Origin of the sequence: Chroococcidiopsis sp. SAG 2025, from assembly GCF_032860985.1 — a bacterium.
Classification (GTDB): domain Bacteria; phylum Cyanobacteriota; class Cyanobacteriia; order Cyanobacteriales; family Chroococcidiopsidaceae; genus Chroococcidiopsis.
Window position 1 is genome coordinate 3,017,809 of sequence record NZ_JAOCNC010000001.1, and the last position, 24,712, is coordinate 3,042,520.

At 44.5% G+C, this 24,712-nt stretch carries 21 protein-coding genes and 1 tRNA gene; 10 read left to right on the forward strand and 12 right to left on the reverse strand.

What is annotated here, in order from left to right; genetic code table 11:
• Positions 1-458 precede the first annotated feature (458 nt).
• Positions 459-2,672: a photosystem I core protein PsaB gene (gene psaB, locus N4J56_RS14570; RefSeq protein ID WP_106544221.1), complete on the forward strand. Its 2,214-nt coding sequence runs from the start codon at positions 459-461 to the stop codon at positions 2,670-2,672.
• A gap of 547 nt (positions 2,673-3,219) precedes the next feature.
• On the opposite strand, the gene N4J56_RS14575 is transcribed toward psaB, so the two are convergent.
• On the reverse strand, positions 3,220-3,531 hold the full coding sequence (locus tag N4J56_RS14575; RefSeq protein WP_317107098.1) for a hypothetical protein: 312 nt from the start codon (positions 3,529-3,531) through the stop codon (positions 3,220-3,222).
• 482 nt (positions 3,532-4,013) lie between these two features.
• On the opposite strand from N4J56_RS14575, the gene N4J56_RS14580 reads away from it, so the two are divergent.
• Together N4J56_RS14580 and N4J56_RS14585 are read left to right on the forward strand one after the other, a co-directional pair.
• The gene (locus tag N4J56_RS14580) at positions 4,014-4,190 is read left to right on the forward strand and encodes a hypothetical protein (protein WP_317107099.1); all 177 of its coding nucleotides are present in this window, start codon (positions 4,014-4,016) and stop codon (positions 4,188-4,190) included.
• A gap of 128 nt (positions 4,191-4,318) precedes the next feature.
• Positions 4,319-4,543 (forward strand): hypothetical protein, encoded by a 225-nt coding sequence (locus N4J56_RS14585; protein WP_317107100.1) that lies wholly within the window; start codon positions 4,319-4,321, stop codon positions 4,541-4,543.
• A 36-nt stretch (positions 4,544-4,579) separates the two neighbouring features.
• Here the strand turns inward: N4J56_RS14585 and N4J56_RS14590 are convergent, their stop codons facing one another.
• A complete protein-coding gene (locus tag N4J56_RS14590; RefSeq protein ID WP_317107101.1) occupies positions 4,580-4,807 on the reverse strand; it encodes an indolepyruvate ferredoxin oxidoreductase subunit alpha in 228 nt (75 codons plus the stop codon).
• Between the two features lie 1,096 nt (positions 4,808-5,903).
• Here N4J56_RS14590 and N4J56_RS14595 point away from each other — a divergent pair.
• Positions 5,904-7,343: a sensor histidine kinase gene (locus N4J56_RS14595; RefSeq protein WP_317107102.1), complete on the forward strand. Its 1,440-nt coding sequence runs from the start codon at positions 5,904-5,906 to the stop codon at positions 7,341-7,343.
• 56 nt (positions 7,344-7,399) lie between these two features.
• Here N4J56_RS14595 and N4J56_RS14600 read toward each other — a convergent pair whose 3' ends face one another.
• Positions 7,400-7,546, reverse strand: coding sequence for a hypothetical protein (locus tag N4J56_RS14600; protein ID WP_192159836.1), 147 nt, complete (start codon positions 7,544-7,546; stop codon positions 7,400-7,402).
• A 568-nt stretch (positions 7,547-8,114) separates the two neighbouring features.
• Here N4J56_RS14600 and N4J56_RS14605 point away from each other — a divergent pair.
• Positions 8,115-9,149, forward strand: coding sequence for an acyltransferase (locus N4J56_RS14605; RefSeq protein WP_317107103.1), 1,035 nt, complete (start codon positions 8,115-8,117; stop codon positions 9,147-9,149).
• 667 nt (positions 9,150-9,816) lie between these two features.
• Positions 9,817-10,761: a glycerol acyltransferase gene (locus N4J56_RS14610; protein WP_317107104.1), complete on the forward strand. Its 945-nt coding sequence runs from the start codon at positions 9,817-9,819 to the stop codon at positions 10,759-10,761.
• A gap of 18 nt (positions 10,762-10,779) precedes the next feature.
• On the opposite strand, the gene N4J56_RS14615 is transcribed toward N4J56_RS14610, so the two are convergent.
• From N4J56_RS14615 to N4J56_RS14625, 3 genes are read right to left on the reverse strand one after another with little or no spacing between them, the layout of a single operon-like run.
• A complete protein-coding gene (locus N4J56_RS14615; protein WP_317107105.1) occupies positions 10,780-11,610 on the reverse strand; it encodes an MBL fold metallo-hydrolase in 831 nt (276 codons plus the stop codon).
• A 35-nt stretch (positions 11,611-11,645) separates the two neighbouring features.
• On the reverse strand, positions 11,646-12,542 hold the full coding sequence (locus N4J56_RS14620) for an alpha/beta hydrolase (RefSeq protein ID WP_317107106.1): 897 nt from the start codon (positions 12,540-12,542) through the stop codon (positions 11,646-11,648).
• 3 nt (positions 12,543-12,545) lie between these two features.
• Positions 12,546-13,112 carry a cupin domain-containing protein gene (locus tag N4J56_RS14625; protein ID WP_317107107.1) on the reverse strand — a complete coding sequence of 189 codons (567 nt, stop codon included), beginning with the start codon at positions 13,110-13,112 and terminating at the stop codon, positions 12,546-12,548.
• A gap of 401 nt (positions 13,113-13,513) precedes the next feature.
• On the opposite strand from N4J56_RS14625, the gene N4J56_RS14630 reads away from it, so the two are divergent.
• The 4 genes from N4J56_RS14630 to N4J56_RS14645 all read left to right on the forward strand — a co-directional run bounded on the left by N4J56_RS14630 (position 13,514) and on the right by N4J56_RS14645 (position 17,988).
• Positions 13,514-14,434, forward strand: coding sequence for a hypothetical protein (locus N4J56_RS14630; RefSeq protein ID WP_317107108.1), 921 nt, complete (start codon positions 13,514-13,516; stop codon positions 14,432-14,434).
• Positions 14,435-14,505: 71 nt separating this feature from the next.
• Complete coding sequence (locus tag N4J56_RS14635) at positions 14,506-16,428, forward strand: Hsp70 family protein (protein ID WP_410500500.1); 1,923 nt, start codon at positions 14,506-14,508, stop codon at positions 16,426-16,428.
• 152 nt (positions 16,429-16,580) lie between these two features.
• Positions 16,581-17,384 carry an SDR family NAD(P)-dependent oxidoreductase gene (locus N4J56_RS14640; RefSeq protein ID WP_317107110.1) on the forward strand — a complete coding sequence of 268 codons (804 nt, stop codon included), beginning with the start codon at positions 16,581-16,583 and terminating at the stop codon, positions 17,382-17,384.
• A gap of 25 nt (positions 17,385-17,409) precedes the next feature.
• A complete protein-coding gene (locus N4J56_RS14645; protein WP_317107111.1) occupies positions 17,410-17,988 on the forward strand; it encodes a pentapeptide repeat-containing protein in 579 nt (192 codons plus the stop codon).
• On the opposite strand, the gene N4J56_RS14650 is transcribed toward N4J56_RS14645, so the two are convergent.
• The 6 genes from N4J56_RS14650 to N4J56_RS14675 form a co-directional block, all read right to left on the reverse strand.
• Positions 17,985-20,003 (reverse strand): serine/threonine-protein kinase, encoded by a 2,019-nt coding sequence (locus N4J56_RS14650; RefSeq protein WP_317107112.1) that lies wholly within the window; start codon positions 20,001-20,003, stop codon positions 17,985-17,987. The genes N4J56_RS14645 and N4J56_RS14650 overlap by 4 nt on opposite strands.
• A 181-nt stretch (positions 20,004-20,184) precedes the next feature.
• Positions 20,185-21,420, reverse strand: coding sequence for a saccharopine dehydrogenase family protein (locus tag N4J56_RS14655; RefSeq protein ID WP_317107113.1), 1,236 nt, complete (start codon positions 21,418-21,420; stop codon positions 20,185-20,187).
• A gap of 92 nt (positions 21,421-21,512) precedes the next feature.
• On the reverse strand, positions 21,513-22,460 hold the full coding sequence (locus N4J56_RS14660) for a hypothetical protein (RefSeq protein ID WP_317107114.1): 948 nt from the start codon (positions 22,458-22,460) through the stop codon (positions 21,513-21,515).
• Positions 22,461-22,534: 74 nt separating this feature from the next.
• Positions 22,535-23,368, reverse strand: coding sequence for a hypothetical protein (locus N4J56_RS14665; protein WP_317107115.1), 834 nt, complete (start codon positions 23,366-23,368; stop codon positions 22,535-22,537).
• A gap of 66 nt (positions 23,369-23,434) precedes the next feature.
• The gene (locus tag N4J56_RS14670; protein WP_317107116.1) at positions 23,435-24,346 is read right to left on the reverse strand and encodes a filamentous hemagglutinin N-terminal domain-containing protein; all 912 of its coding nucleotides are present in this window, start codon (positions 24,344-24,346) and stop codon (positions 23,435-23,437) included.
• 269 nt (positions 24,347-24,615) lie between these two features.
• Positions 24,616-24,697: transfer RNA gene (locus N4J56_RS14675), tRNA-Leu, on the reverse strand.
• Positions 24,698-24,712 lie beyond the last annotated feature (15 nt).

Below are 24,712 nucleotides of genomic sequence, written 5' to 3' on the forward strand. Positions count from 1 at the left end.
AGCTGCGTTGCTAGGTAAATATTCTAGTTATTTTTATCACAATGAAACTTGAGATTTATCTCTTTCCTTAGTTAGAGGATTGAGCTTTGAAGAGTAGTTATCTTGTTTGTTACCCATAGGAAGAAGCAAGAATAATACGCTCGAACAGCACAAAGTGTTTTGTGCCAGTAACAACAAAACCTCAATTTTTTGAATTGCTATTTACTTAGCAATTCAAACTTTTTATGCTCAAATGAGCAAATACAGCAAAGATAAATAGAAATATTAAAAATAATTTTTATTGTTTTCTTTTTTAACCAATTTATTTCTAAAATGTTGTTATCTATCTGGTGTAAAACACCATGACGCTAATTTATGTTGCCCTTGAGTTGAATAATAAAAAAGCGTAGATTTACAGTAAAGTATTGCGATCGCGCTTCAACTCAAATCGGCAGTTAGAGAAAATGTGAGTAAAATTCATGGCAACAAAATTTCCTAAGTTTAGCCAGGATCTCGCCCAAGACCCGACAACTCGTCGGCTTTGGTATGGGATTGCTCAAGCTCACGACTTTGAAAGCCACGATGGGATGACCGAAGAGAACCTTTATCAAAAGATCTTCGGGACTCATTTTGCTCAAGTGGCAATCATTTTTTTGTGGACATCTAGCCTGCTGTTCCACGTTGCTTGGCAAGGCAATTTCGAGCAGTGGATTAAAGATCCCCTACACGTCCGTCCCATTGCTCACGCAATTTGGGACCCACAATTTGGTAAAGCCGCAGTCGATGCTTTTACCCAAGGTGGGGTAAACTATCCCGTTAACATCGCTTACTCTGGGGTTTATCACTGGTGGTACACCATCGGAATGCGAACGAATGGCGACCTCTATATGGGTGCGGTGTTCCTGCTACTGCTAGCGTCTCTGTTCCTATACGCTGGCTGGCTGCACTTACAACCTAAATTTCGTCCCAGCCTTTCGTGGTTCAAGAGTGCCGAGCCTCGCCTCAACCACCACTTAGCAGGGCTATTTGGCGTTAGCTCTCTGGCTTGGGCTGGACACCTAATTCACGTTGCGATTCCCGAATCTCGCGGTCAGCACGTCGGTTGGAGTAATTTCCTCACCACTCCGCCACACCCAGAGGGATTAAGACCATTTTTCACTGGGGACTGGGGTGCTTATGCAGTTAGTCCCGACACGGCGAACCACGTATTCGGCACGTCTCAAGGTGCAGGAACCGCAATTCTGACTTTCTTAGGTGGTTTCCATCCCCAAACCCAGTCCTTGTGGCTGACAGATATGGCACACCACCACTTGGCGATCGCAGTCATATTTATCATTGCCGGACACCAATATCGCACCAACTTTGGTATCGGTCACAGCATCAAAGAGATGCTCAATGCTAAGAACTTCTTTGGGATTGAAACAGAAGGTCAGTTCAACTTGCCTCACCAAGGGTTGTACGACACCTATAACAACTCACTGCACTTCCAACTGTCTATTCACTTAGCTGCGTTAGGAACGGCGCTTTCTTTGGTGGCACAGCACATGTATGCCATGCCTCCCTATGCCTTCATCGGGCAAGATTTTACGACTCAAGCAGCGCTGTACACGCACCACCAATACATTGCGATCGCCTTTATGATAGGAGCGTTCGCCCATGCGGGGATCTTCTGGGTACGAGACTACGACCCCGAACAAAATAAGGGCAACGTTCTCGATCGCGTCTTGAAGCACAAAGAAGCGATTATCTCCCACTTATCTTGGGTGTCTCTCTTCTTAGGCTTCCACACTTTAGGGATTTACGTCCACAACGACGTAGTGGTTGCCTTCGGAACTCCCGAAAAGCAAATTCTGATTGAACCCGTGTTCGCACAGTTCATTCAGGCTTCCCACGGTAAAGTTCTATATGGTTTTAACACTCTGTTATCAAATCCCGATAGCATTGCTTCCACAGCTGGCGCGACCTATTTACCAGGTTGGTATGAGGCGATCAACAACACCACGAACTCTCTGTTCTTGACCATTGGTCCTGGTGACTTTTTAGTACACCATGCCTTTGCTTTGGCGATCCATACTACTGTTTTGGTTTTGGTCAAAGGTGCGTTGGATGCCCGTGGTTCCAAGCTGATGCCAGATAAGAAAGACTTTGGTTATGCCTTCCCTTGCGACGGTCCCGGTCGGGGTGGTACTTGCGATATCTCTGCTTGGGACTCCTTCTACTTAGCTGCTTTCTGGGGACTCAATACTGCTGGTTGGGTGACGTTCTACTGGCACTGGAAGCACTTAGGTATTTGGCAAGGCAACGTGGCTCAGTTTAACGAGTCTTCTACCTACCTCATGGGTTGGCTGCGCGATTACCTGTGGCTGTATTCAGCTCAGTTGATTAACGGCTATAACCCCTATGGCATGAATAACTTGTCTGTCTGGGCTTGGATGTTCCTGTTCGGACACCTGGTATGGGCAACTGGTTTCATGTTCCTGATCTCTTGGCGCGGTTACTGGCAAGAGTTGATTGAAACTTTGGTCTGGGCGCACGAACGGACACCTCTAGCCAACCTAATTCGTTGGAAAGACAAGCCTGTAGCTATGTCTATTGTTCAAGGTCGTCTGGTTGGTTTAGTTCACTTTGCGGTTGGCTACATCCTTACATATGGCGCTTTTCTCATTGCTTCAACCGCTGGTAAATTTGGTTGAGGTTGTAGAGGAGAGATACATGTTTAATTGAGACTGTACGAACGTTAGTTGTAGCGTCTCTACATAAAGCCCCACCTATTTCCATCTTATAGGTAGGGTTTTTTCTTATGAGTATTTCTTGCCTTTTTCAATTAGGTGAAATGCTATTTTTTAGGAGCTTACGTTGATATATCTCTACTACCTATGCCTGCGAAGAACGATCTTGAAATTAGTAAAACTTCGTGTTGTTTTCTAACAACAACTTGTATCCATATAAACATAGCTTTTTAACAACTATCTCTTTCTTTAGTTAGTGTTGAGCTTCTAATACATCTAGTTAATTTATAAATAAGTGAATTCTCTGCCTCATGCAGACTTACTGTCCTAGATAGCTTTCCTAAAAGAGACAGAACTGGTATAGTTTTTCTTCTCTCATTGGGCATTGGTTAGCTTTCTGGGATTTTTACTTTATTGGTGCAAGAAAAGCCGCCAGGGATACCGCTGGCGGGTAGGAAAAGGCGACAATTAGCTTAATATTAAATTGGCAATACTTTTGCGCCAAACCGAGCTAAGGGTTAATGATGCCGAAGTAGAGAGCAGCAATAAAAACGAGAATTGCCAGAGTCACTATGCTGAGAGTAATACGAAACTTGGTATTAGGCAGTTGCTCGCGGGTTAGTACGCTATCTGCTTGTACCTGAGTTATCGGTTCAGATTTCGAGTCAGGATTAATGTGAGAAGTTGTGTCGTTTGCTAAAGCAGGAGGGGTTTTCGATGCCGGATCTGGGCGCGCAGTTTCGCGGTTATCTATTTCGGGAGCTGTATCCTTGGGAGAGTCGGGGGTTTCTGTGTTTGGTGTTTGGTTGTCTGGCGATCGCATGATTGTTTAGTGGTTTTTTAATAACACATGTATTGCCATAGTTTCAAATATTTATTAGTGACTGCATCTTTCTATAGAACCAGCTGGTTGAAAAATGGTTCTATCAAAGGAGTTAGCTCGATCTAAAGTTGAGTTGTAACGCTAAATACAATACCACCACTCGCTGTTTGTACGCCTTCGCTGCCGCGCGAAACAAGGGATCGATTTGCAAGCTTGAATATCAGCAATTTTCTCACTACATCTGTAACTTGGCTGAAGCCTTGGCAAAGTGAGATGGTCGCTTCGCGAATCGCCAAAGGCATCACCATCTTTTGTATTGAAAAATACAATTTCTTCTCAGACTAAAATATGTCTTCAGTCTAGGTAAAACAGACTGAAAGGATGAAGCTGTAATACTTAGAGTTTTTCATCATAAGAGATGAAAAGGTGCTTCACTAATTTCACCAAAAGAGTGGAAGTTTATGTTCGGCATTGGAGAGTGTGTGCTTCATCAAAAGACAGGGCACATCGGTAAAGTCATTGGTTACGGACACGAAATACTTAATGGTGTTTACACAACGACACTGAAAGTACTGGTAGATTACGCTGAAACTTCTGGAAAGCGAGGAGTTGTAGAAGAGGACTTACATTCAGCCTGGGTAAAGTGGATAAAGTCTTAACGCTTCTACCTAAGAGGTAAGCACAAGAGTTAGCTCAGCAGTAATACTGATGAAGGATTGATTTGTAGCATCATCCTAAATTAAATCAAGCAGCTCCACAAGTTGCGGCAACAAACAACGTAACAATTATGGCGGAAATTCTCGATCTAGGCATGAGTGATGAGGAATACTTGCAACTGACTGCTCAAGGTAGAGATCCAGTGCAGGAACAGATTCTTGTCAGGAACATTATCCGCGCTGGAGTACCAGCAGCAGAAGCCAATCGAGTTGCACCATTACTGCAAAAATTAGTCCGTTCGCCTCAGGAGGAAACTTTGATTAAAAAGGTTTGGCAGCAAGTCAGAAGCCAATAAGTCGAGTCGCTTCGCGCCAATTTACGCATCATGAATTCACGCATTAGTTTTTTGCAAATCTGATCGTTCTTCTGAAAGAATTGCACCTTCCACAGGACATACTTGCAAACAAATACCGCAGTCAATGCAGCCAGTAAAATCAATCCAGTTCCAATCAGTATCTTTGGCATTTTTGCCTGAGCCTGGATAAATACAGGCAACGGGGCAGGCATCAATGCAATCGGCGACTCCTTCACAAGTATTAGCAATAATTGTATATCCCATAACATCTCCATTCAAAATACTTTTACCCAAGAGCTTTGAAGAGAAATTTTATGAATTGCCTTTGTGTAAAAGCAAAAATCTCTACTAATATTCAGGTTTCTATAACTTTATTTTTTATCCTTCCATCTAGAGATAGAACATAATATTAAAATACTCTGTACTCATTGATACAAGAACGTTCTGAGTTATTACTACGTGTAGATTTTAGCGATTGAGAATGACGTGCTAAAGAAGATCGAATTAGTATGCTTGTGAATAAATATCGTGCGATATACTCATCAACAGCGTAAATACTTATGTGTAAAAATACACGCAGGGATTAAGAGCTAAGAAACACAAGGTGTATTTTAGGCAACAATTTTTTGTTGAAAACATTATTTATATAGGTATATATCAATTACCTTTTAGTCTTTAAGAATTGAGACAACAAAAGGTGAAAACCTGGTTTTTGTAAAATTTTGTAAATGGAGTTTATAATAATATTGGTAAACGAGGCGAGCGTTTCAAATACGAGCGAGGTAACTACTAATTTTGCAGAAAATCAAATAAATTCTTCTAGTTTTAGCTGGAGATACTTAAACAGATCGTAAAATAATACTTCTTCGACATTTAGTACTAGACAATTCTCCTTTTGTATTTCATAAAACGATAAAGTTTGAAAATTATTTTTGAGTAAAAAAGGTAGTTTGCGATCGTGTCTACTTTCTCTCAAGATGAGTATTCCCAGAAGAAAGACGATTTGTCTAATCTACGTTTTGAAGTTAAGGTTATGCGACTTCGAGCTTGCAAAATGCGGATTGACGCTCTAATGATGCGTATTAAAATAAAGGCTATACGAGAACGAAATCGGGATTTAGTTGCTATCTATCAAGAATGGAAGATCGAGTAATACTTATGGTTTGGCGATCGCCTCGATACACCCTAAATTCCAGCAATTCATCTAACTGCTGATATTGGAGCAGTCTGTTACCCTTGCCACAACTATATAAAACTTGACACTAAATAGCGGCAGCCAAAAGCTAGGATCGTTATTACTTGCTAATTGTAATGATGGATTTCTAGTGTTGGATCGAGCTGTCTTCGTCAATTCATGACAATGAAAGATGAGCAAAAGACAAAAGAGCAACTGATTCGAGAGCTGGTCGTACTGCGTCAGCACTTGGTTGAGCTAGAAAGTGCCGCACAGCAACAGCAGGTAACAGAGATAGTACAACAAACTCAGCGAGAGCTATTGGTAGCAAGAATAGCGCAGCGCATTCGGCAAAGCTTGCAACTAGAGACCGTGCTAAACACAACTGTAGTAGAAGTGCGGCAGTTGCTTCAAGCAGATCGAGTGTTTATTTACCGCTTTGAACCAGACTGGGGTGGAGTCGTAATTGTTGAATCAGTAGCGCCTGAATGGACATCGATTTTAGGTAGCAGACCTAAAGACCCGAGTTTTGCTCCAACTTACGTTGAACTATACAAAAAAGGTCGCGTGCAGGCGACAGCAGATATTTATGCTGGAGAGCTAACCGAGTGTTATGTGGAGTTTTTGGCGAATTTTCAAGTCCAAGCAGACTTAGTAGTACCAATATTACAAACAGAAGAGTTATGGGGACTGCTTGTCGTAAATCAATGTGCAGCACCACGACAATGGCAGCAATGGGAAATTGACTTGCTGCGCCAATTAGCAACACAGTTAGCGATCGCACTTCAGCAAGCGGAACTTTATCAACAGTTGCAAAGCGAACTGGAGGAACGGCAGAAGACGGAGAAGGAACTAAAACGCCAGCAACAACTTTTAGCACAGTCCAACAGCGACCTGCAACAATTTGCTTCTGTTGCTTCCCACGATTTACAGGAACCACTACGCAAAATTCAAGTTTTTGGCAATCAGCTCAAAGAGAAATTTAGCGAAGTACTAGGAGTGCAGGGACGAGATTATATCGAGCGAATGCAAAGCGCAGTCGGTCGGATGCAAAGCTTGATTGATGACTTGCTCGTTTTTGCACGGATTGCCACCAGAGCGCAGCCATTCGTAGCGACGAATCTAGAACAAGTGGTGCAAGAGGTACTGTCCGACTTGGAAGTGCGGTTGCAGCAGACAGGAGGAAAAGTAGAAGTTGACAAGTTACCCACCATTGATGCTGACCCAGTACAAATGCGACAACTGTTTCAGAATCTCATCGGAAATGCACTGAAATTTCATCGTCCTCAAACACCACCAGCAGTCAAGATTTATAGCCAACTGGTAGCTCCACTCCCGAGCGAAGCAGAGGACTTAGAAGATATCGCGGCGTGTCAAGTGATAGTGGCAGACAATGGAATTGGGTTTGAGCCAAAGTATCAGGAGCGGATTTTTCAAACATTTCAACGCCTACACGGTCGCAGTCAGTACGAAGGTACAGGCATGGGGTTAGCAATTTGCCGCAAGATTGCCGAACGGCATGGAGGTAGTATTACAGCTACAAGTACGGCGGGACAAGGAGCAACATTTATCATCACATTGCCAATGCAGCATCAACAGGTGCTACTGGATGAAGAGTTGCTGTAAAGTTTCCCAGCCTCTACGAAGGACGTGGGAAACTTTCTACCATAGTTGCCGATCGCTTATCGCTTCATAACGAATTTAGGCAGGCGAAACGACTTGTTATTTTCATTGTTGCTGCCAGCAAAGTAAGCCCAAGAACCAATAGCGGCAGCTAAGAGCCAACCGAGGATTAACACTGCTACTGGGAGCGCGATTGAATCTACCATGACACAACCTCCTTGAATTTGGGATTTACCGAGTTAGTTGTGTGCGCACACCATACCTTCTTAACAACGGGATCGAAGGACAGCAACATTTCTGAACAGAAAATTCTAAATTGTTACATATCTACGTTTGTTTCTCAGAGAGTAACAGCCTCAACCGCAGTTTGGGGATCGCTACACAGTCGTTGCTGTTTTACTCAATCGTTGTGTTTTGAGTTTATGTTAGCGATCGCAATTCTGAGAAATTGTCACTTGTCTGATTTGAGATTATGCACTTTTTGCATAGATAAGTTGCAATAATTGCTTTGCTCGTGCAGCAATTATTGAGCGCGATCGTATCGTTAAGCGAACGTCGATCGCTATCTCACAAGAGTGTAAAGAAGAGAAAACTTTTTGCAATTTGCGATTGCGATCGCAAAAATTTCGATAACATGTGTAGCAAACATGCAGCGCGATCAATTTCTTCTCAAAACTTAGATTGTTTATCTGTTGTCTCAGTACATAAAGAGGTGCTGTAGACTGGGTGGAATTAGCCTAATAATGTAGTTACGTCTATAGGAAATGCTCGAAAATGAGAGACATCAAAATAGACTTCTTGAGATTTTTAGGTTTATCTCTGATTATTCTCGCTCACGTCGATCCACCAAGCTGGCTGGCTCAGCTCAGAAACTTTGATGTAGTTTTAATGGTCGTAGTTTCTGGACTAGCATTTACACAATCCCGAAAAGTAGAATCTTATCAAAGTTATCTCTGGAAAAGAATCAAACGGTTACTCTTTCCCGTTTGGCTTTTCTTATCTTTCTACTTTTTAGCGAATACTGGATTGTCACTCTTAGGAAAGACCGCGTTAATTCCTCCAGAAGTTATATTAGATAGCTATACACTTACCGAGGGAATTGGCTATGTTTGGATAATTCGAGTATTTCTTCTAGTCGCCCTAATAGCTCCTTTTATTTCAAGAGCGAATCAAAGAGTCAAAAACCATAGAGTTTATTTCTCAATTTTAATCTTTTCGTATTTACTCTATGAATTGCTTCTGGCTCTAACTTTGTCCTACACAACCACCAATTTAGGAGAAAATGTGTCGTTGTTTGTCTATTATGGAATAGCATTTTCGTTGGTGTTTGCTGTTGGCATTCGGCTCCCGCAATTAAGAAAAGCTGAATGTTTGGTTTTAGTAGGAATTTCTCTATTAACATTTGCTGTTTTAGGAATAACTTACTTTACTCAACAGGGCGAATTAGTCACTACGCAAACTCATAAGTATCCACCTTCGGCGTATTATCTTTCCTATGCTCTGGGTATGACTGTTTTAGCTTACCTAGTAGCAGACAAATGTATTGTATTTATAAGGAAGTTTAAAAAATTAGAGTTTTGGATTTTATTTATTGCCCAGAATAGTATGTGGATATATTTATGGCATATACCAGTAGTTGAGTTTTTTGAGCAGAATAGTTATTTTAACTTTTTAATTGAATATTTTGTTGCCTACTCAGCAGCAATACTAATTACATTCTTTCAAGTCTCTGCCGTCAAAGAGAGGCTTTTACCTACTATAAAGAAAGAGTCTTTGAAAAAAGACTTAACAATTCTTTTGACGGGCTAAATAACAACTACTGTCGGTCTTGCGGGAAATACACGGGCTGTAGGGGCGCACATCTGTGCGCCCTTACCCATACACGCAATCGAGAATTGCTATAAATAACGTAAATAAGTCATACAAACTAGAACTGAAGTCATACATTTTCTGAAACGTAACTGTAGACAAGTCGTTTGTATGCTTAATAAATATAAGCTTTTTGCCTGCTTGCCATGATAACAAGGATTTTCGTGGAAAAAATGCTGTTTTTTAAACTCATACAATGATTTGCCAACAAATTTAGTTAAGCAAGATTAAGATGATGAAATTTCAAATCGAACACAGGAGCTATTCTCGAAAATATCAGCGTTGCTATTTCTGCCAGCGAGATTTCGAGAGAAAAGAAGCAACAATAATTTTATGTAATGAATGTGGAGAAACCTGTGGTGAAGCTTGTCCGAATTGCATTGATAAGGGGTATACATGGATGCAAAATCAATTTCATACAACTAAGCTAGTCGGCAATCGATTTGCCTAAACTGGAAATAGGAGCGCTTGTTGTTGGGGTAGACTACTAGCACCTTTTGAGACTATGCAGACCGAGACGAACAGTGGTAGAAGTGCGATCGCTGTTAACATGTCTGGGTGGCATGTATAGAATAATTAAGGGCTATAGCTATCTATTGGAATCATCTTGAACATTTTTGAACGCAACTGGGGCAGTAATGACCAAATCTCGCAACAACTCTCTGATTTACTGGAAAAGTTAAGCATTGTCACAGGCACGAAAAGCCATAGCGCCACAACTTCTGGGCATAGGTTTGATGGCTGGTCTTTATCAGAGCGCAATCCTGAAGCGATTAAAGCTTGGATGCCAATTTGGAAATGGTTTTACTATAACTACTTCCGAGTGCAAACCGATGGTTGGCATCATATCCCATCGACAGGTAAGGTGTTGCTCGTTGGCTCGCACAATGGCGGCTTGGCTTCCCCAGATACATCAATGTTTCTGTATGACTGGTTCTGTCGGTTTGGCTACGAACGATTAGCCTATGCCTTAATGCATCCCTCTGCTTGGCAAACGCCACTTTTTGCTCGACCAGGTTCGCAGGTCGGGGCAATTATAGCTCATCCAAAAATGGCGCGTGCGGCACTCTCAAAAGATGCAGCGCTACTCGTCTATCCAGGCGGAGCAAAAGATTTGTTTCGTCCTTATGCTTGGCGAAACCGAATTTACTTGGCAAACAATAAAGCGTTTATCAAGTTAGCTCTGATCGAATCAGCACCAATCGTACCGCTGGTTTCCCACGGCGCTCATGAAACTCTAATTATCTTGACCGATCTTTACTCACAGGTGAAACACCTACAAGAGTGGGGTTTTCCCTTGTCGCTTGACGGTAATACAGGCGTGTTTCCAATTTTTCTGGGGCTACCTTGGGGTGTTGGAATTGGTCCAATTCCCAATTTCCCGTTTCCCGTGCAGATTCATACTCGTGTTTGTGCGCCAGTTGTATTCGAGCGTTACGGGCGTACCGCCGCACGCGATCGCGACTATGTAGATGCTTGTTATGAAAGGGTTTGCAGCCACATGCAGGCGGAGCTAGACGACCTATTGAGCAAAGCGGCGGACAATTTGTAATTGAATTTGTCTAGCTCATCAATCCGATCGCTTGGCGAATGTCTCAAACTCAACAGCGTCGTGACTGCAAAAGAGGCGCACGTCTTTGCTGCGCTCGAGGGACAGTGCGTGTAACCGCTGCTGGTTGTAGATGCGGGCTTGGCGATCGACTTCCATCATCCACTGGTAGGCGCGCAGACCAGGCGTGCAGCGACGCTGAGGCGAACCCATCTCATGTCGATAAAAGTAGGCATCGCCTGCATGAAGCAGCCAGCCTTCGGGCGTGTCGATCGCAATCCCAGCATGACCCCGCGTGTGACCGACGAGCGGGATCATCAGGATCTCTGGTGGTAGTCCCTCAAGGTTGCGCACTGCCTCAAAGCCGAACCAAGGTTCACCTCCGGCAGAATAATACTTCCAGCTTTTGACCTCATCCCACTGCCCAGGACGATAGCGTCGGCTGGCAATGAAACCGTGCCGCGATCGCGTAGCCTCAATCTCAGCCTGCATCACATGTACGGTTGCTTCGGGAAAATCTTCTAAACCGCCAGCATGGTCGAAATCGAGATGGGTTACTACAATATGGCGCACGTCATTTGCACTAAAACCGAGTTGTTCGAGCTGGTGGAGCGCCGTATATTTGCGATCGAATTGAATCCGATTAACTTGAATGAAGAATGGGCTAAGTCGCGAGTAAGGCGCTTCAAGATCGCGCTGACCAAAGCCAGTGTCGATCAGGACAAGTCCCTGTTCTGTCTCGACCAGCAGGCAATGGCAGACGAGGCAGGCACTCAGACCCCGACTGAAGCCGTCAAATAGCGCTCCGCCCAACGGACACATACAACCGCAATTCAGATGATGAATGCGCATAAATGCTCCTAATTGACAATTCCAAATTGAATTGACTAAGGTTCAAATGCTGCCAGCGTGGCAACGAATTCAGTCGTTGACTCGTAGGGTAAGACATTGCGACCAGCAATCTTGACACCTTTGCCTTGAGGCAAGCACTTGAGGTAGTCGGTTAATCGTCGGTCTGGCGTATCCTGCTTGCCTGTTTGACTGATACTCGATGTTCGATCGCCCACAACAACTAATGTTGGTTGAGCGATCGCCGCGATCGCGTCTTGATAATTCTGTCGCCAGAAACCTGCTAAGAAGGAAAAGACTGCATAACGGCTAGCGGGATTTGCCGCACCTTTGACCAACAGATCCAACCATTCACTATCGACGCGATCGCTACTAGCAAATAGCTGGCGCGTCGAGAAAGACCTTAAAAACTGCGGTCTGCGAGCATAAAAATAAAAGGCAGTGCCAAGGGGTGAATCTAGCAAATTCCAAGTCAGTTTTTGCTGCCTCACTCCTGTTGGTTGGGTCATGAGTGCGATCGCTGGAGGGCTAGCCAGTACCAATTTTTGGATGAAATTTGGTTGAGTTTGCAACCGGACTAACTCAAGTGCTACGGGTAGCAGCGCCCCTTGCACGACTAGGGTGACGGGTTTTTGGATGACCGTTTGCAGAAAATGTTGCAACTGCGCAGCCCAATCAGCCGGAGTGTAGGCGATATGTGGCATCTCGCTCTCACCGCAGCCGAGGAGGTCGGGATTGTAGATCGGATTATTGTGTCCGCCTTGATACCAAGCTTGGCAGAAGCGATGCCAAAATCGACGCGATAAGCCAACACCAATCGGGTGAATGAGTAGTAAAGGAGTGCTATCTTGAGCTTCTGGAGTGTAGTGTTCGTAAGCGCAGCGGTAGTTATTCCAACTGTAAAACTCTGTATTTGGGATTGTAATCTGGCTCATGACTCACACCTTTGCTTGCTGTAGATGCCAGTATTTAGCTAGCCGTCCATCCTTGCCATAAATTGGATCGGTTTGAGGCAGAGGCACTTGAGCGATGTTGCTCTCTGCTTGGGGACGTTCGCCTGGTTTTCCATAGTTCATATCCCATGTCTGTCCCTGCGGATAGGCTCCCACAACTTGAAAATCGGGACTAGAACCTAGATTTTTGTGTGCGACTCCAGCAGGAATGATAATGACATCTCCAGCCCGAACTTCAAACGTTTGCCCATTGCGATCGCCGCCAAGTTGGACAGAAGCCTCACCGCGAGATATACCCAGCACTTCGTGAGCAGTGCTGTGATAGTGATGGTAAGGATAAATGCCATTGCGCCAAGAGCCGTTCCATTTATTAGCATGGAATATCACCTCGAAGGTTGCGGCTGGATCTTTTTGGGGTAACTTCACCGCATTTTGGTACAGAACTAGAGGCAGTTTTTCATTGTTCGGAAATCTACCGTCATCTGCAAACACCTGAACGAGGGGGTTTGAGCGCTGCAATACTGCATCTAGATGCGAATTGCTCGTAGTCATTGGTTGTTGCCAAAAGTACAAAGCAGTTCTACTATGCCTACAACTTTACTCTAGATACCTCCACCAGAGGTCAGGGTTCTTTGTATCATTATTTTCTGGAATCGAGCTGGCGAGTTTTGAAGATATAAGTAACAACGGTTCAATTCTAAATTTAAATCTCTATGTTAAACCTGGGGTGCGTTTCTATAACTGCACCCCTTATTATTTGCGAATTATAGCCCCCTTTTTCAAGGGGGGTTGGGGGGATCGAGCCTTATCTAAATATTGAATGCGATCGCCCCCCAGATCTTCCCTAACACACCGACTAATAAAAGTAACCCTAGAGTTAGTGGTCGTCAGCCTATTGAAGAAGTTACCGTTTTTAGAGAGGCACTATAGCTCCCCAAGCTTCGTCTAGCACAATGAAGACACTCACAACACTTTTTAACGAAAGCCGCAGCGATCTACACTCAGACATCGAGAGAGCGACTAGCTTAGAGCAAGTAGTTAAGGTGGTGCAGAACCGACTTGATGAACTTGAAAGAAGTTATCTTGGCGAACTCAGTATCGCTCAGGTGCGTTTGGCTTCCTTTTTTTTAGAAGTGCTGCGCCAGTCTCTAAATACTCTGACTGCAATCGATTCTACGCAAGATTTAAGTATAGAACGGGGACAAATTTTTAGTCAAACTCCTAAGTTTTCTCCAAAAAACTTGATTTTAAAACTGCTACAAGGACTCAGTTGTATCGGTATTTTAGGAGCGTTATTCTCATCGTATTCAAATTCTTCGCAAGTCTGGATTGCAATTTTGTTGCTCTTGCTGCTAGTCGGACTAGAAGTAGTATTTCAACTCAATGCTAGTCAAGAAAATCGCTTAGATTTTGCTGTGCTGAAGGAAACACTTCCGTCAAAATTGCAGATCGATAAAGCTACTTTGTTAAATAGTTTAGGCGATGCCCTAAATACTATCGATCTTGCCGTTGCAGCTTCGGAAAATAAGAAGACAATTGATGCTAATGGCATAGAAGAATTGCCAGAACTTTTGAATTTTCTACAAAGACTCAGTGGCGCGTCATTTCTGGCTCAACCGCAAATGACGCTCGAACTTACAAAGCTTCTGCCGCAAATTTTAATGGAGCAGGGAATTAGAATTCAGATGTACCGACCGCATGACGAATCTAGCCGTCGCGAGTATTTTGACTTCGAGCCAAATATAGACCGCTCGGCTCAAGAATACATTACTATAACTCCTGCCTTATGGAAGGGCGATCGCCTGCTGCTACGCGGTAGGGTGATTGAGCCAGCTCTTTGTAAAACTGAAAATGAAAATATTGTGTCATCGTGAGTTGGTCTAACATCACATTCAACTGCGAGCGAGATTAAGATTAAATATTAACTATAAATAACACTATGAACGTGAAAGTTATCGAGGTAATAGGTTTTGATTTGGGACATGGTGAAACGGCTGTAGCTAAAGCGCCAGCTCAAAGTATTGAGTCTCCGCAAATGTTGGAAATAAATCATAAGAAGAACCAAATTACCGCTCTTGGCTGGCATCCCGAATTAGGCTATCTTGTGGGAGACCAAGCATTAATTCAAGCTGGCGTGACTCAACTGAAAATTACTTTTAAGCAAAAGCCAGACGACGACCTTAATTCTAGAGAAACAATCAGTAGATTTCTAGAAACTTACTATCGCCTGCTTAAAGAAAGCAAACAAATTGAAGGTGGAATTAATAGCCATTTCTATGTTGGATGTCCTTCAGGATGGACTTTGGACGAGCGAGAAAAATACCAGCATTTATTAGAGTCAACTGGCATTCCATTATTAAGTGTCGTACCCGAATCGCGAGCTGCTTTCATGCAAGCCAAAGAAGTCGGTAAGTTTGGCTACGACCAGCTCAAATCATCAGTGCTAATTGTCGATATTGGTTCTTCAACTACAGATTTTACCTTAGTTAAAAGCTTTCACGAAATTCCACTAGATTTTGGCAGTAATGCTTTAGGAGCTAGTTCGATCGACCGAGCGATTTTTGCTCGTACTCTTGCTAACCACGAACAGAAAGTTTTACTAGAAAAAGTGTTTGCAGAATACCCTCATCATCAAGCGCGGTGCGAACTTGCCTGTCGTAAAGCGAAAGAAGATTACTTTTCTAACGAACAGATATACAGCGATCCTCAATCCTTCGCACGCGGTTTTGAGTCGATTAACGAACAGATTTTTTTCATTCCTAAAGTCAATCAGCAAATTATTGCAGAAATTTTAAATCAGCCTCTACCCGAACTAGGAAATAAAAGTTGGCAAGAGTTGTATCGTCAGACAGTCAATGAAGCAAAGGAAAAGCTAGAAAAACTTGGTGTAACGCCCAAAGTTTTATTGATGACCGGTGGTGCATCTCGCATGAGTTTTACGCGCCAAATTTGCGAAGAAATTTTTCCCGAACCCGAAACTCAAGTTCGTCCCGATCCAGAACCAGAACGATGCATTGCATTAGGTCTAGCACGAGTAGGAAGATGGGAACTACGCGCTAGTGCATTTAAAGCAGAAGTTGACAAACTATACGACTCGCACCAGCTGAAAGAGGCGATCGCCAAAAATATTCCACAGCTAATTGAGCTAATAACTCAGCCATTATCAGTAGCTTTGATTGAAAATGCTGTCAAACCTGGATTAAAAAACTGGAAAAACGGTCAAATCCGCACTCTTGCAGATCTTGAAAGTTGGATGAAAAGCCAAGCAGAACAGTGGCTAAAAAGCGATCGCGGTCGGCAACTCATCGATAATAAATGCGTGACTTGGTTCAACAGCAGCATTCAACCTGAAATAGCCGAGCGAACCGATCCGATTTGTCGTCAGTTTCAAATTCCTAGAAGCAGTTTAAGGTTAGAAAGTGGCATCGACCCAACTCTAGTCAATCCTGACTTACCGATAGGGAATGCTATCCTTGCTGATGCAGTGGCATTTACGATTAATTTGGTCATTGGCAGTGGTACTGTCGGTAGCATTATCGCTCTACTCTTAACTGGGCATTTAATTGTGCCGATCGCACTAGTTTATGGTGCAGCTCTCGTTGGTGGGGGAGTGGGGCTAAATCGGGAGAAAATTGAAGACGCGATTAAGGAAAAGTTGGATATTCCTAGTTGGATTCGTTTTGTGGCATTAGGAGATAAAACAATAGATAGTATCTGTGACAAAATAAAACCCGAACTAGAGTCAAGTCTGAGGGAAAAAATGACCCAAGAGCGGCAGGCTTTTGACGAGCTGATTGAGAAGATCGGGCATCAGGTGAAGAAAGCTTTGCATACCAAAGCAGAAGAGGTGACAATTCTCATTCAGTAGCAGGCGTTTGGGGTTTTCTGGGCAGCGATCGTCTGCTGTTCGAGCGAAACTCCTCTAAAAGGCACAGTACTACTACTTCATTGGAAAGACGCGATCGCACGGTTGTGTTTCTAGGATTGTAAGGGTTAGAAGTATACAGTTTTTAACCACTTATGGATAATTCATTCACCCGTCCCCTAGCTGTCGTTACAGGTGCTTCCAGTGGTATCGGCTACGAACTTGCCAAACAGTTCGCCCAAAACGGTTTCGATCTCCTCATCACAGCCACTAATTCAAATCTGAACGAAGTTGCTCAGACATTGGAAGGGATGGATGCCAAAGTCGAGACGGTACAGGCGGATCTCGTTACCTATGGCGGTGTTGAGGCGCTATATCAGAAAATTCAAAACACTAATCGAGCAGTGGATGCGATCGCCATTAACGCAGGTGTTGGTGTTGGCGGCGATTTTGCTCGCGAAACCGATCTACAAGACGAACTCAATCTAATTAACCTCAACGTTGTATCGTCCGTCCATCTTGCCAAACGAGTTGTCAAGGATATGGTGAATCGCGGCAAGGGTCGAATTCTCTTCACGTCATCGATCGCCGCCCTGATGCCTGGTTCGTTTGAGGCAGTCTATGCAGCTTCTAAAGCCTTTATCCAATCCTTCTCGGAAGGGTTACGCAACGAGTTGAAGGACACAGGCGTAACTGTAACTGCGCTCATGCCAGGACCAACTGAAACTAACTTTTTCCACCGTGCCGGAATGGACGATACTAACGTAGGTGCAAACCAGAAGGACGATCCGGCTGAGGTTGCCAAGCAGGGATTTGAAGCTCTAATGAAAGGTAAGGATAGTATAATTGCCGGATCGCTCGCGACCAAAATTCAGGGTGCGGTGAGCAAAGTTTTGCCCGATACCGTCAACGCCGAACTGCACCGCAAGCTAACTGAGCCAGGATCGGCTAACAATTAATTTAGTGATGGGGTGATTCGAGAGTATGAAAGACTTACTGCAAAAATTCTCATCGTTGAGAGATGCGATCGTTAGATTGAGCGATCGCTCTGGGGAACATCGCGTTCTCTTATTCGATTCACGTGATGCAGCCTATAATGTTGCTTTCATGCTCGACGGTCGATGGGATGAGTGTAATAGTGTAGTCATACCTAGCTCAGATGAAATAGCAATTAAAACTGCTGCTAGCTTGGTGGAAGCAAGATGGTGTGACAGCGGTAAGTCTTGTACTTTATTACCCAAATTAAGTGTTGAGACATTAAAACGGCGCTACGTAGTTGGAGACAGACACTTTATCAATGCCAATCTCATGTGCGCCGATCTCAGCCATCTCAATCTCAGTCAGATTAATTTCGGCTGGGCAAAGTTGAGAGGGGCTAACCTCAGCGGCGCAAATCTCAGCGGAGCTGACTTGACTGCGGCAGATTTGAGCGATGCTAATTTGAGTGGAGCCGATCTGAGCGGTGCAAACTTATTGAGGGCAGACTTAACAGGCGCAAACACGAGCGATACCAATCTCAGTGGTGCTTGCTTGAGGGGGGCGATCGCCTTTAATCTAAATTAGTTTATCCCTTGCAAACTCCAAACTTTGACAGTTTTGTCTTCACTACCACTAATAATTGACTTGCCATCGGGAGTGAAGCTGAGGCTATTTACGTTACCTTGATGTCCAGAAAAAGTTGTCAATAGCTCTCCAGTATTGAGCTGCCAAAGTTTGATTTGGCGATCGTCACTTCCACTAGCAATCATCTGACTATCTGGGCTAATAGCAACTGAATTAATATAGTCTGAATGTCCGGTCAAAGTGCGTAATCGCCGTCCGGTATGCAACTGCCAAATTCCGATCGTTTTATCCCAACTACTAGATACCAAAGTCTGTCCATCAGGACTAATCGCCACAGATCTGACTCGATCTGTATGTCCCAAAAGAGTACGGCGTAATGCTCCGGTACGAAGATCCCAAATTTTAATCGTTCGATCTTTACTACCACTAACTAAAGTTTTACCATTAGGACTAATGGCAACAGACCAAACTGTGTCCGCGTGTCCGACAAGAGTGCGGCGTAGCGTTCGTGTAGGTAAATCCCAAATTTTGATACTTGCGTCTGCGTTGCTACTTACAAGAGTCTGGCGATCGGGACTCATGGCAACAGACCAGACTTTACTAACATTTCCAATTGCATGTTGTAATCCTTGAGTGGATAGATCCCAAACTTTGACTGCTGGCTGAGCTGAGTAGCTAGCACTTGTCAGCATTTGTCCATCTTGACTTAAGGCAAGCGATATGACTTCAGCTGAATTGCCAGTTAAGGTACGTAGCAATTGTCCAGAACCAATATCCCAGAATTTAATCGTCTTGTCCCCACTACCACTAACTAGGGTACGTCCGTCACGCGCGATCGCCACCGCCCACACTGCGTTAGTATGCCCAGTCAAGGTGCGCGTCATCGAGGTGTGAGGAGAGGTGCTAGGCTCGGTTGTATGAGATGCTTCGACAATTTGCGATCGCGCCATTGTGGGTGAAATATTTGTTGTCGGTCGCAAAGCATAGTAACTACCAAGTAACAGCGCAAATGCAGAAGTCACTCCCAATGCTGTTCCTAACCGTGAGGCGATGCGTTCGTATTTGATGCTTACCGCTCCTGCGCTCTTATCTGCTGGTTTTGCCACTAAAGGCATGACTGTGGTGGATGTCTGCGCTGTAGCAGTATTTACTTTTTCCGGCGCATTTGCCACTAGAGGCGCTAGGGCATTTAATGCCTCTGTGGTAGACTGGTATCGCTCTAAAAAGTGGTAGCGTACCATTTTATTTAAAATGGCTGTTAGCTCTGGCGCGATCGTTACCAGATGTTGCCAAATCATTTCCCCAGTTTCGGCATCTTCTAATAATTGCGTTGGTTGCATTCCAGTTAAGGCTTGAATGCCAATCATCCCCAAAGCGTAAATGTCGCTGTTAGGTCGCGGTCGTCCGTGACTTTGCTCGGAGGGCATATAACCAGATGTACCTACAGCTATGGTGGCAGGAAGACCGATGGCATAATTGGCTTGGGTTTGTCCTGATGATGTCACTACCTGCGTCCAAGCTTGTTTAACGCTGCCAAAGTCAATTAGGACTAATTTTCCATCCGATGCTCGGCGAATTAAGTTATTAGGCTTGAGATCGCGGTGAATGAGTCCTTGTGAGTGTACTATTTCCAGAATGCTGAGGACTTCATACAACAACTCGATGACTTGCTGCTGACTCCACTTGACTCTTACTGGTGGCATGAGTTGACTTAGCGGTTGTCCGACAATATACTCTTGTACCAAGTAAAATTGTCGATCTTCATCAAAATAGTCTAATAACTGCGGTACTTGCGAATAGGACTGGAGTTTTTCTAAAGCCGCAATTTCTCGGCTGAACAAGCGTTGCCAGCGATAACTGAGATCGGTGATTTTGTCTGTGGATAATAAATGCTTAATCACACACTTAGCAGGCTGGTTGCGATCGAGAGTGCGTGCTAGGTAGGTCTGACAGTAGCTACTACTACCGAGGATTTGTACGACTTGATATCGCCGACCAATGATTTTCCCTAGCATGGCGCGAGACCGATGACAATTAAGTGCTTTGTTATTGGGTAAAACACACGATCTGTAGTAGGGGCGCACAGAGAAAGCGTCCCTACAAATGTCACGCACGCAATCGAGAATTGCTATAAGTGTCGTCCCCCTAACTTAAGGTAGGATGTTCTAATGAGTCTTGGGTTGTTGTTTTTATCGCTCACCTTTGGCAAAAATTTCGATCTATATCGACAGTCATACCTGCATGGCGCAACCGTTCTGCCAGAACGTCACCGAGTCCAGTTGCGGGGGTGAGGATACCCCCGCGTTGCCAACCGCCAGGTAGTTTGTCTTCATTCAATGCCAAACACAATGCTGACTCGCACAAAAATTTCACCGTGGCGCGGTTGCCAGGATCGCCGCGATCGCAGATCAGTCCCCCTACCTTGCGTCCGTCGCTCGTCAATCCTAAAAGTTCGCAGCGAAACCATCCCTCGTTCATTGTTTTCTCCGACGGACCGCTACCTGGTTGGGGTAAAAGGGGTTGCAGCAGACTACGGATTGGCGGTTGCTGGATTGCACCTGTAAATAGAGCCGTTGTAGCCGTAATACCAACTGCTGGCAGCCACCCTAACGGGGGGTCGAACTTCAGATATTCCTGGTAGGTAAAGTCAATGCCGTATGGTTCTTGCCACTGACTGTATAAGGCACTGCTGCGGCGTACCACGCGGGTATTAATCGCACCCATGAAAAATGGCGCTACCCACGTATCAATGTCGGGATCGTATTGCGGGAATTGTGGATCTCGATTGCGTTCTATTTCTTCTGGGGAGCGATCGCTGGTTGGATCGAGTAAAAAAGGATTGCTGACTTGACTTACCTGGGTGGAATCATAGATGTTAAAAGCAGAAGCTAGAGTTCCACCGTTAAATCCGCCCATAGCTTGATAGTAAGCTTTCACCGCTCGGCAGGATGTTCCTAGCTCTCGTTGGATGTAGCGAACGATCAGGTAAGTCCCCAAATCCGAAGGCACGGAATCAAACCCACAGCAGGGAATAATGCGAGTACCATCGGCTGCGGCTCTGTCGTGGTAGCGATCGCAGAGTTCCTTCACCCAAGGAGTCTCGCCTGTAATGTCAACGTAGTGGGTTTTGAAGCGCACGCAGGCATCAACAATTTTATTGCCATAGAGAGCAAATGGTCCTGCCGTATTCAGCAATACTCGTGTCTGGGACACGATGTTATCTATGGCAGTTGCATCTTGGCTGTCTGCGACTAATACATCGACATTGACACCAACTTGTGCCTTTACCTGTTCGAGTTTTTCACGGTTACGACCCGCGATCGCCCAACGTACTTCGCCTGGAGTTACGTGCTGGGCAAAGTACTGCACCGTTTGCTTTCCAGTAAAACCACTAGCTCCGTAAAGTACGACATCGTATGGACGAGCGGTCATCGAACGGCATCCTCATTCACAAATTTAGCTACACGAATTGTAGGACAGAAACACCAAAATTTTCAGGTGAATAGAAGTGCGATCGCCTTGAGTCACGAACTATGGCAGTTGCTAGGTGTTGCGTTCAACTGATTTGGCGTGTTGCGATCGGCATTGGAGAGGATAATTTCGCCTTTGGAGCCAAATTGCCAAGTCGTTGCTTCTACTAGGGAAGTGGCTGTAGTATTAGCTGTTTCTGGGGTAGTTGTTTCTACCGCAGCACGGTTTTCAGTTTCTGGTGTTTCTAGAGTTGCCCAATCGGTGAGGAGGGCATCAGTGCTGAGTTTATCCCCAGGTGCGGGAGGTAAGCCGCCGCGTCCGGCGACAACAAAGCGGTTTTCGGCTCCAGATGGACAACCAGATGCAACTAGAGTGGATGCATCTACTGGTGTTGTGGGTAGTTCGGCAAGATCAGAGACAGAGACTACTTCACCAGAATTGAAGTCGACTTGTGAGCCAGACAGGGATGCAACATCATTACTAGGTGAACTATTCAAAAAGTTTTTAACTTCTTCAGCTGTAGGATTAGTTCCAAATAGAGACAAAACTGTTTGGCGACTGATAAGTGGTAAGAATCCGATAACATTTTGGGCTTCAAACCTGATATTACCGCCTGAGCCACCAGGAAAAGCATTAGTAATAATATCGTTATTACCATTAAAATTCGCTATGACCAGAGGAGAGTTAATTGTAATATCACCTCCATTACCTGGTTTCTGTTCCGTGCCTACTGAGGTAGTTATTTGACTTCCGTTGCGTAATCCTACACGCTGCCCTGCCTCTAATTTAATATCTCCGCCATTACCAGATATGGATTGAGCAAAGATGCTGCCGTTATCTAGATTGAGGGAGCGAACTGCTACATTAATGCTACCAGCATCTCCCTCAGCACCTAGAAAGCTGTTAGCAGTGATTGCGCTACCATTAGTCAGAGATAAGGTATCAGCTATGGTGATATTGATGTTGCCTGCATCACCCTGACTAATGGTAGAAGTATTCAAGGAACCACCATTAGTCAGAGACAGCGATCGCGCCCTAAGCGTGATGTTACCGCCATCGCCTCTGCCTTCTTGTCCTACAAAACTGAAAATTCCACTGAAAAACCATCGCTACTCGATCCTTGAAGGGAAATCGTGTCGCTCACATCAAGAGCGACATTGCCTGCATTCCCTTGACCGAAGGTAGACGCTCCTATTTGAGCGCCATCAGTTAGTGATAGGCTTCCAGACCTGAGATTGATGTCACCACCGTTGCCAACACCTCCTGTCTCTACAGTGCTAAAGATTCCAGCAGAAAATCCGTAACTGTTAAAGCCAGCAAAGGTAATGCCGTCGCGAACATTTATTGTCACATCGCCTGCATTTCCTTGACCGAAAGTGCTAGCAAATATGAAAGCTCCGTTTGTAAAATATAGTGAACTAGCCCTAATATCAACATTCCCCCCTTTGCCCACAGCTCCAGAGCCTACACTGGTAAAAACTCCACTAGAAAGACCGTCGCCGTTAGTGCCATCTGCGCTGAAGAAGTTACGCACGTCGATGTTTACATTTCCGCCATTACCACGTCCACCTGACAGGCTATCTAAACCATCTCCCACAGCAGCAACAATTTGAGAGCCATCTATCAAGGAAAGCGAACCAGCGCTGATGTTAACCACGCCGCCGTTGCCTACAGCCCCACCGGAGACATTACTGAAGATATTGCTATTTAATAGAGAAATAGAACTATCTGCTTGCACAAATATAGTTTCAGCGTCTCCTTGTCCGAAGTTGCTGACATTTAGTACAGCACGATCGCTCAGAGACAAAGAACCAGTTCTAATGTTGATATTGCCAGCTTTTCCAGTGCCATCCGATCCTACATTGTTGAATATGCCACTACTAAAAATCCCTTCTGGAAATTCGCCCACACCATCAATGGCTATAGTATCTTGAGCGTAAATATCTACATCCCCTGCTACTGCGTCAGCCGATCCCTAATTTCCTCCGATGCCAGCAACTAATGCACTCCCGCCAAACAGAGCTAAATTGCGGGTATTGACAGCGATACTACCACCATCTCCAGCCCTAACATCAACTAAAGCTGTATTGGATAGAGATATATCTGCCAAGGCTAAATCTGTAGGAAAACTGAAGCGGAAGCCACTACTATCAGGATTGATTCCTACAACTCCTGGGGCTGCAACTGCGCCTAGTTCAATTCGTCCTCCTTCAGCAGTTAATCTTCCTCCTTCTAAATTAATATTGCCACTAACTAATCCTATAGTCCTCCCAGGCTGCACTTGCAAACCTACGCCGCTAGCACGGTTGATGATATTCCCCGAACCAGTACCAAATTGTAAACCCAAGGGAACGCTCACGGTTAACAGCGGCGCACCTGTACCAGGAATAGCACTAAACTGCGTTCCATCAGCAAAGTTGATACTGCTAGCCGTCGTCGCAATAAACGAGCCGCCAATATTCAACCTGGCATTTTGACCGAAAACTATACCGTTGGGGTTGAGCAAAAATAAAATAGCTGCTCCATTGGCTTGAATCAAACCATCGATATTAGAAACTGAGCTACCCGTAACCCTGGTGAGGATATTTTGAATATTTGTAGCATTGTTAAAAATAGCTGCTCCGTTGGTGGGAACAGAAAACTGTTGAAAGCTGTGGAATAAATTTCCCCCTCGCGTTGCCCCACCGGAGATCGTATCTACACTATCGGTACTGGTAACAACAGAATTTTCTCCACCCAATGTATTATCTGGAACAACCTGAGCCAGCGCAGTAGTTCCAAACGCGTTAGCGAAGCTTGACGAAGTTATCGCACCCCCTATCACCACACCAACCAGCCCTAGCCTTACTCCCCAGCGCCCAAGAATCGGAGATAATTGGAAATACATTTTATTTTTATAATTATTCGAGTTAAATCGATCGCAAATGATGAAGCACCAGTAACTATAAATATCTAGTGAGAAAAAATCAACTCAATGTCATAAAAATACGATCGCGATCGCTCTAGCTAGTGCATCCTTACTTGTCTGCTCTTGTGGTTGTCAGCAGCCCTGGCGTGTAGTTAAATATGGAATCAGTTCGAGGCGATATCCTGATGCCAATTGTGTAGATCTTACGACTTTGTAGAAAAGCTTTAAAGGCTTGAAGAGAGAGGGAATGCGGATGAAAGGACTTGAACCTTCACACCTCTCGGTACTAGAACCTAAATCTAGCGCGTCTGCCAATTCCGCCACATCCGCATATCGGCTTTACGA

Coding starts and splice junctions, on each gene's coding strand:
- N4J56_RS14590 (WP_317107101.1), bottom strand. CDS start 4,807: ATGGGATATACAATTATTGCTAATACTTGTGAAGGAGTCGCCGATTGC.
- N4J56_RS14625 (WP_317107107.1), bottom strand. CDS start 13,112: ATGACTACGAGCAATTCGCATCTAGATGCAGTATTGCAGCGCTCAAAC.
- N4J56_RS14605 (WP_317107103.1), top strand. CDS start 8,115: ATGAGAGACATCAAAATAGACTTCTTGAGATTTTTAGGTTTATCTCTG.
- N4J56_RS14575 (WP_317107098.1), bottom strand. CDS start 3,531: ATGCGATCGCCAGACAACCAAACACCAAACACAGAAACCCCCGACTCT.
- N4J56_RS14655 (WP_317107113.1), bottom strand. CDS start 21,420: ATGACCGCTCGTCCATACGATGTCGTACTTTACGGAGCTAGTGGTTTT.
- psaB (WP_106544221.1), top strand. CDS start 459: ATGGCAACAAAATTTCCTAAGTTTAGCCAGGATCTCGCCCAAGACCCG.
- N4J56_RS14645 (WP_317107111.1), top strand. CDS start 17,410: ATGAAAGACTTACTGCAAAAATTCTCATCGTTGAGAGATGCGATCGTT.
- N4J56_RS14630 (WP_317107108.1), top strand. CDS start 13,514: ATGAAGACACTCACAACACTTTTTAACGAAAGCCGCAGCGATCTACAC.
- N4J56_RS14615 (WP_317107105.1), bottom strand. CDS start 11,610: ATGCGCATTCATCATCTGAATTGCGGTTGTATGTGTCCGTTGGGCGGA.
- N4J56_RS14595 (WP_317107102.1), top strand. CDS start 5,904: ATGAAAGATGAGCAAAAGACAAAAGAGCAACTGATTCGAGAGCTGGTC.
- N4J56_RS14650 (WP_317107112.1), bottom strand. CDS start 20,003: ATGCTAGGGAAAATCATTGGTCGGCGATATCAAGTCGTACAAATCCTC.
- N4J56_RS14640 (WP_317107110.1), top strand. CDS start 16,581: ATGGATAATTCATTCACCCGTCCCCTAGCTGTCGTTACAGGTGCTTCC.
- N4J56_RS14620 (WP_317107106.1), bottom strand. CDS start 12,542: ATGAGCCAGATTACAATCCCAAATACAGAGTTTTACAGTTGGAATAAC.
- N4J56_RS14585 (WP_317107100.1), top strand. CDS start 4,319: ATGGCGGAAATTCTCGATCTAGGCATGAGTGATGAGGAATACTTGCAA.
- N4J56_RS14600 (WP_192159836.1), bottom strand. CDS start 7,546: ATGGTAGATTCAATCGCGCTCCCAGTAGCAGTGTTAATCCTCGGTTGG.
- N4J56_RS14670 (WP_317107116.1), bottom strand. CDS start 24,346: ATGTATTTCCAATTATCTCCGATTCTTGGGCGCTGGGGAGTAAGGCTA.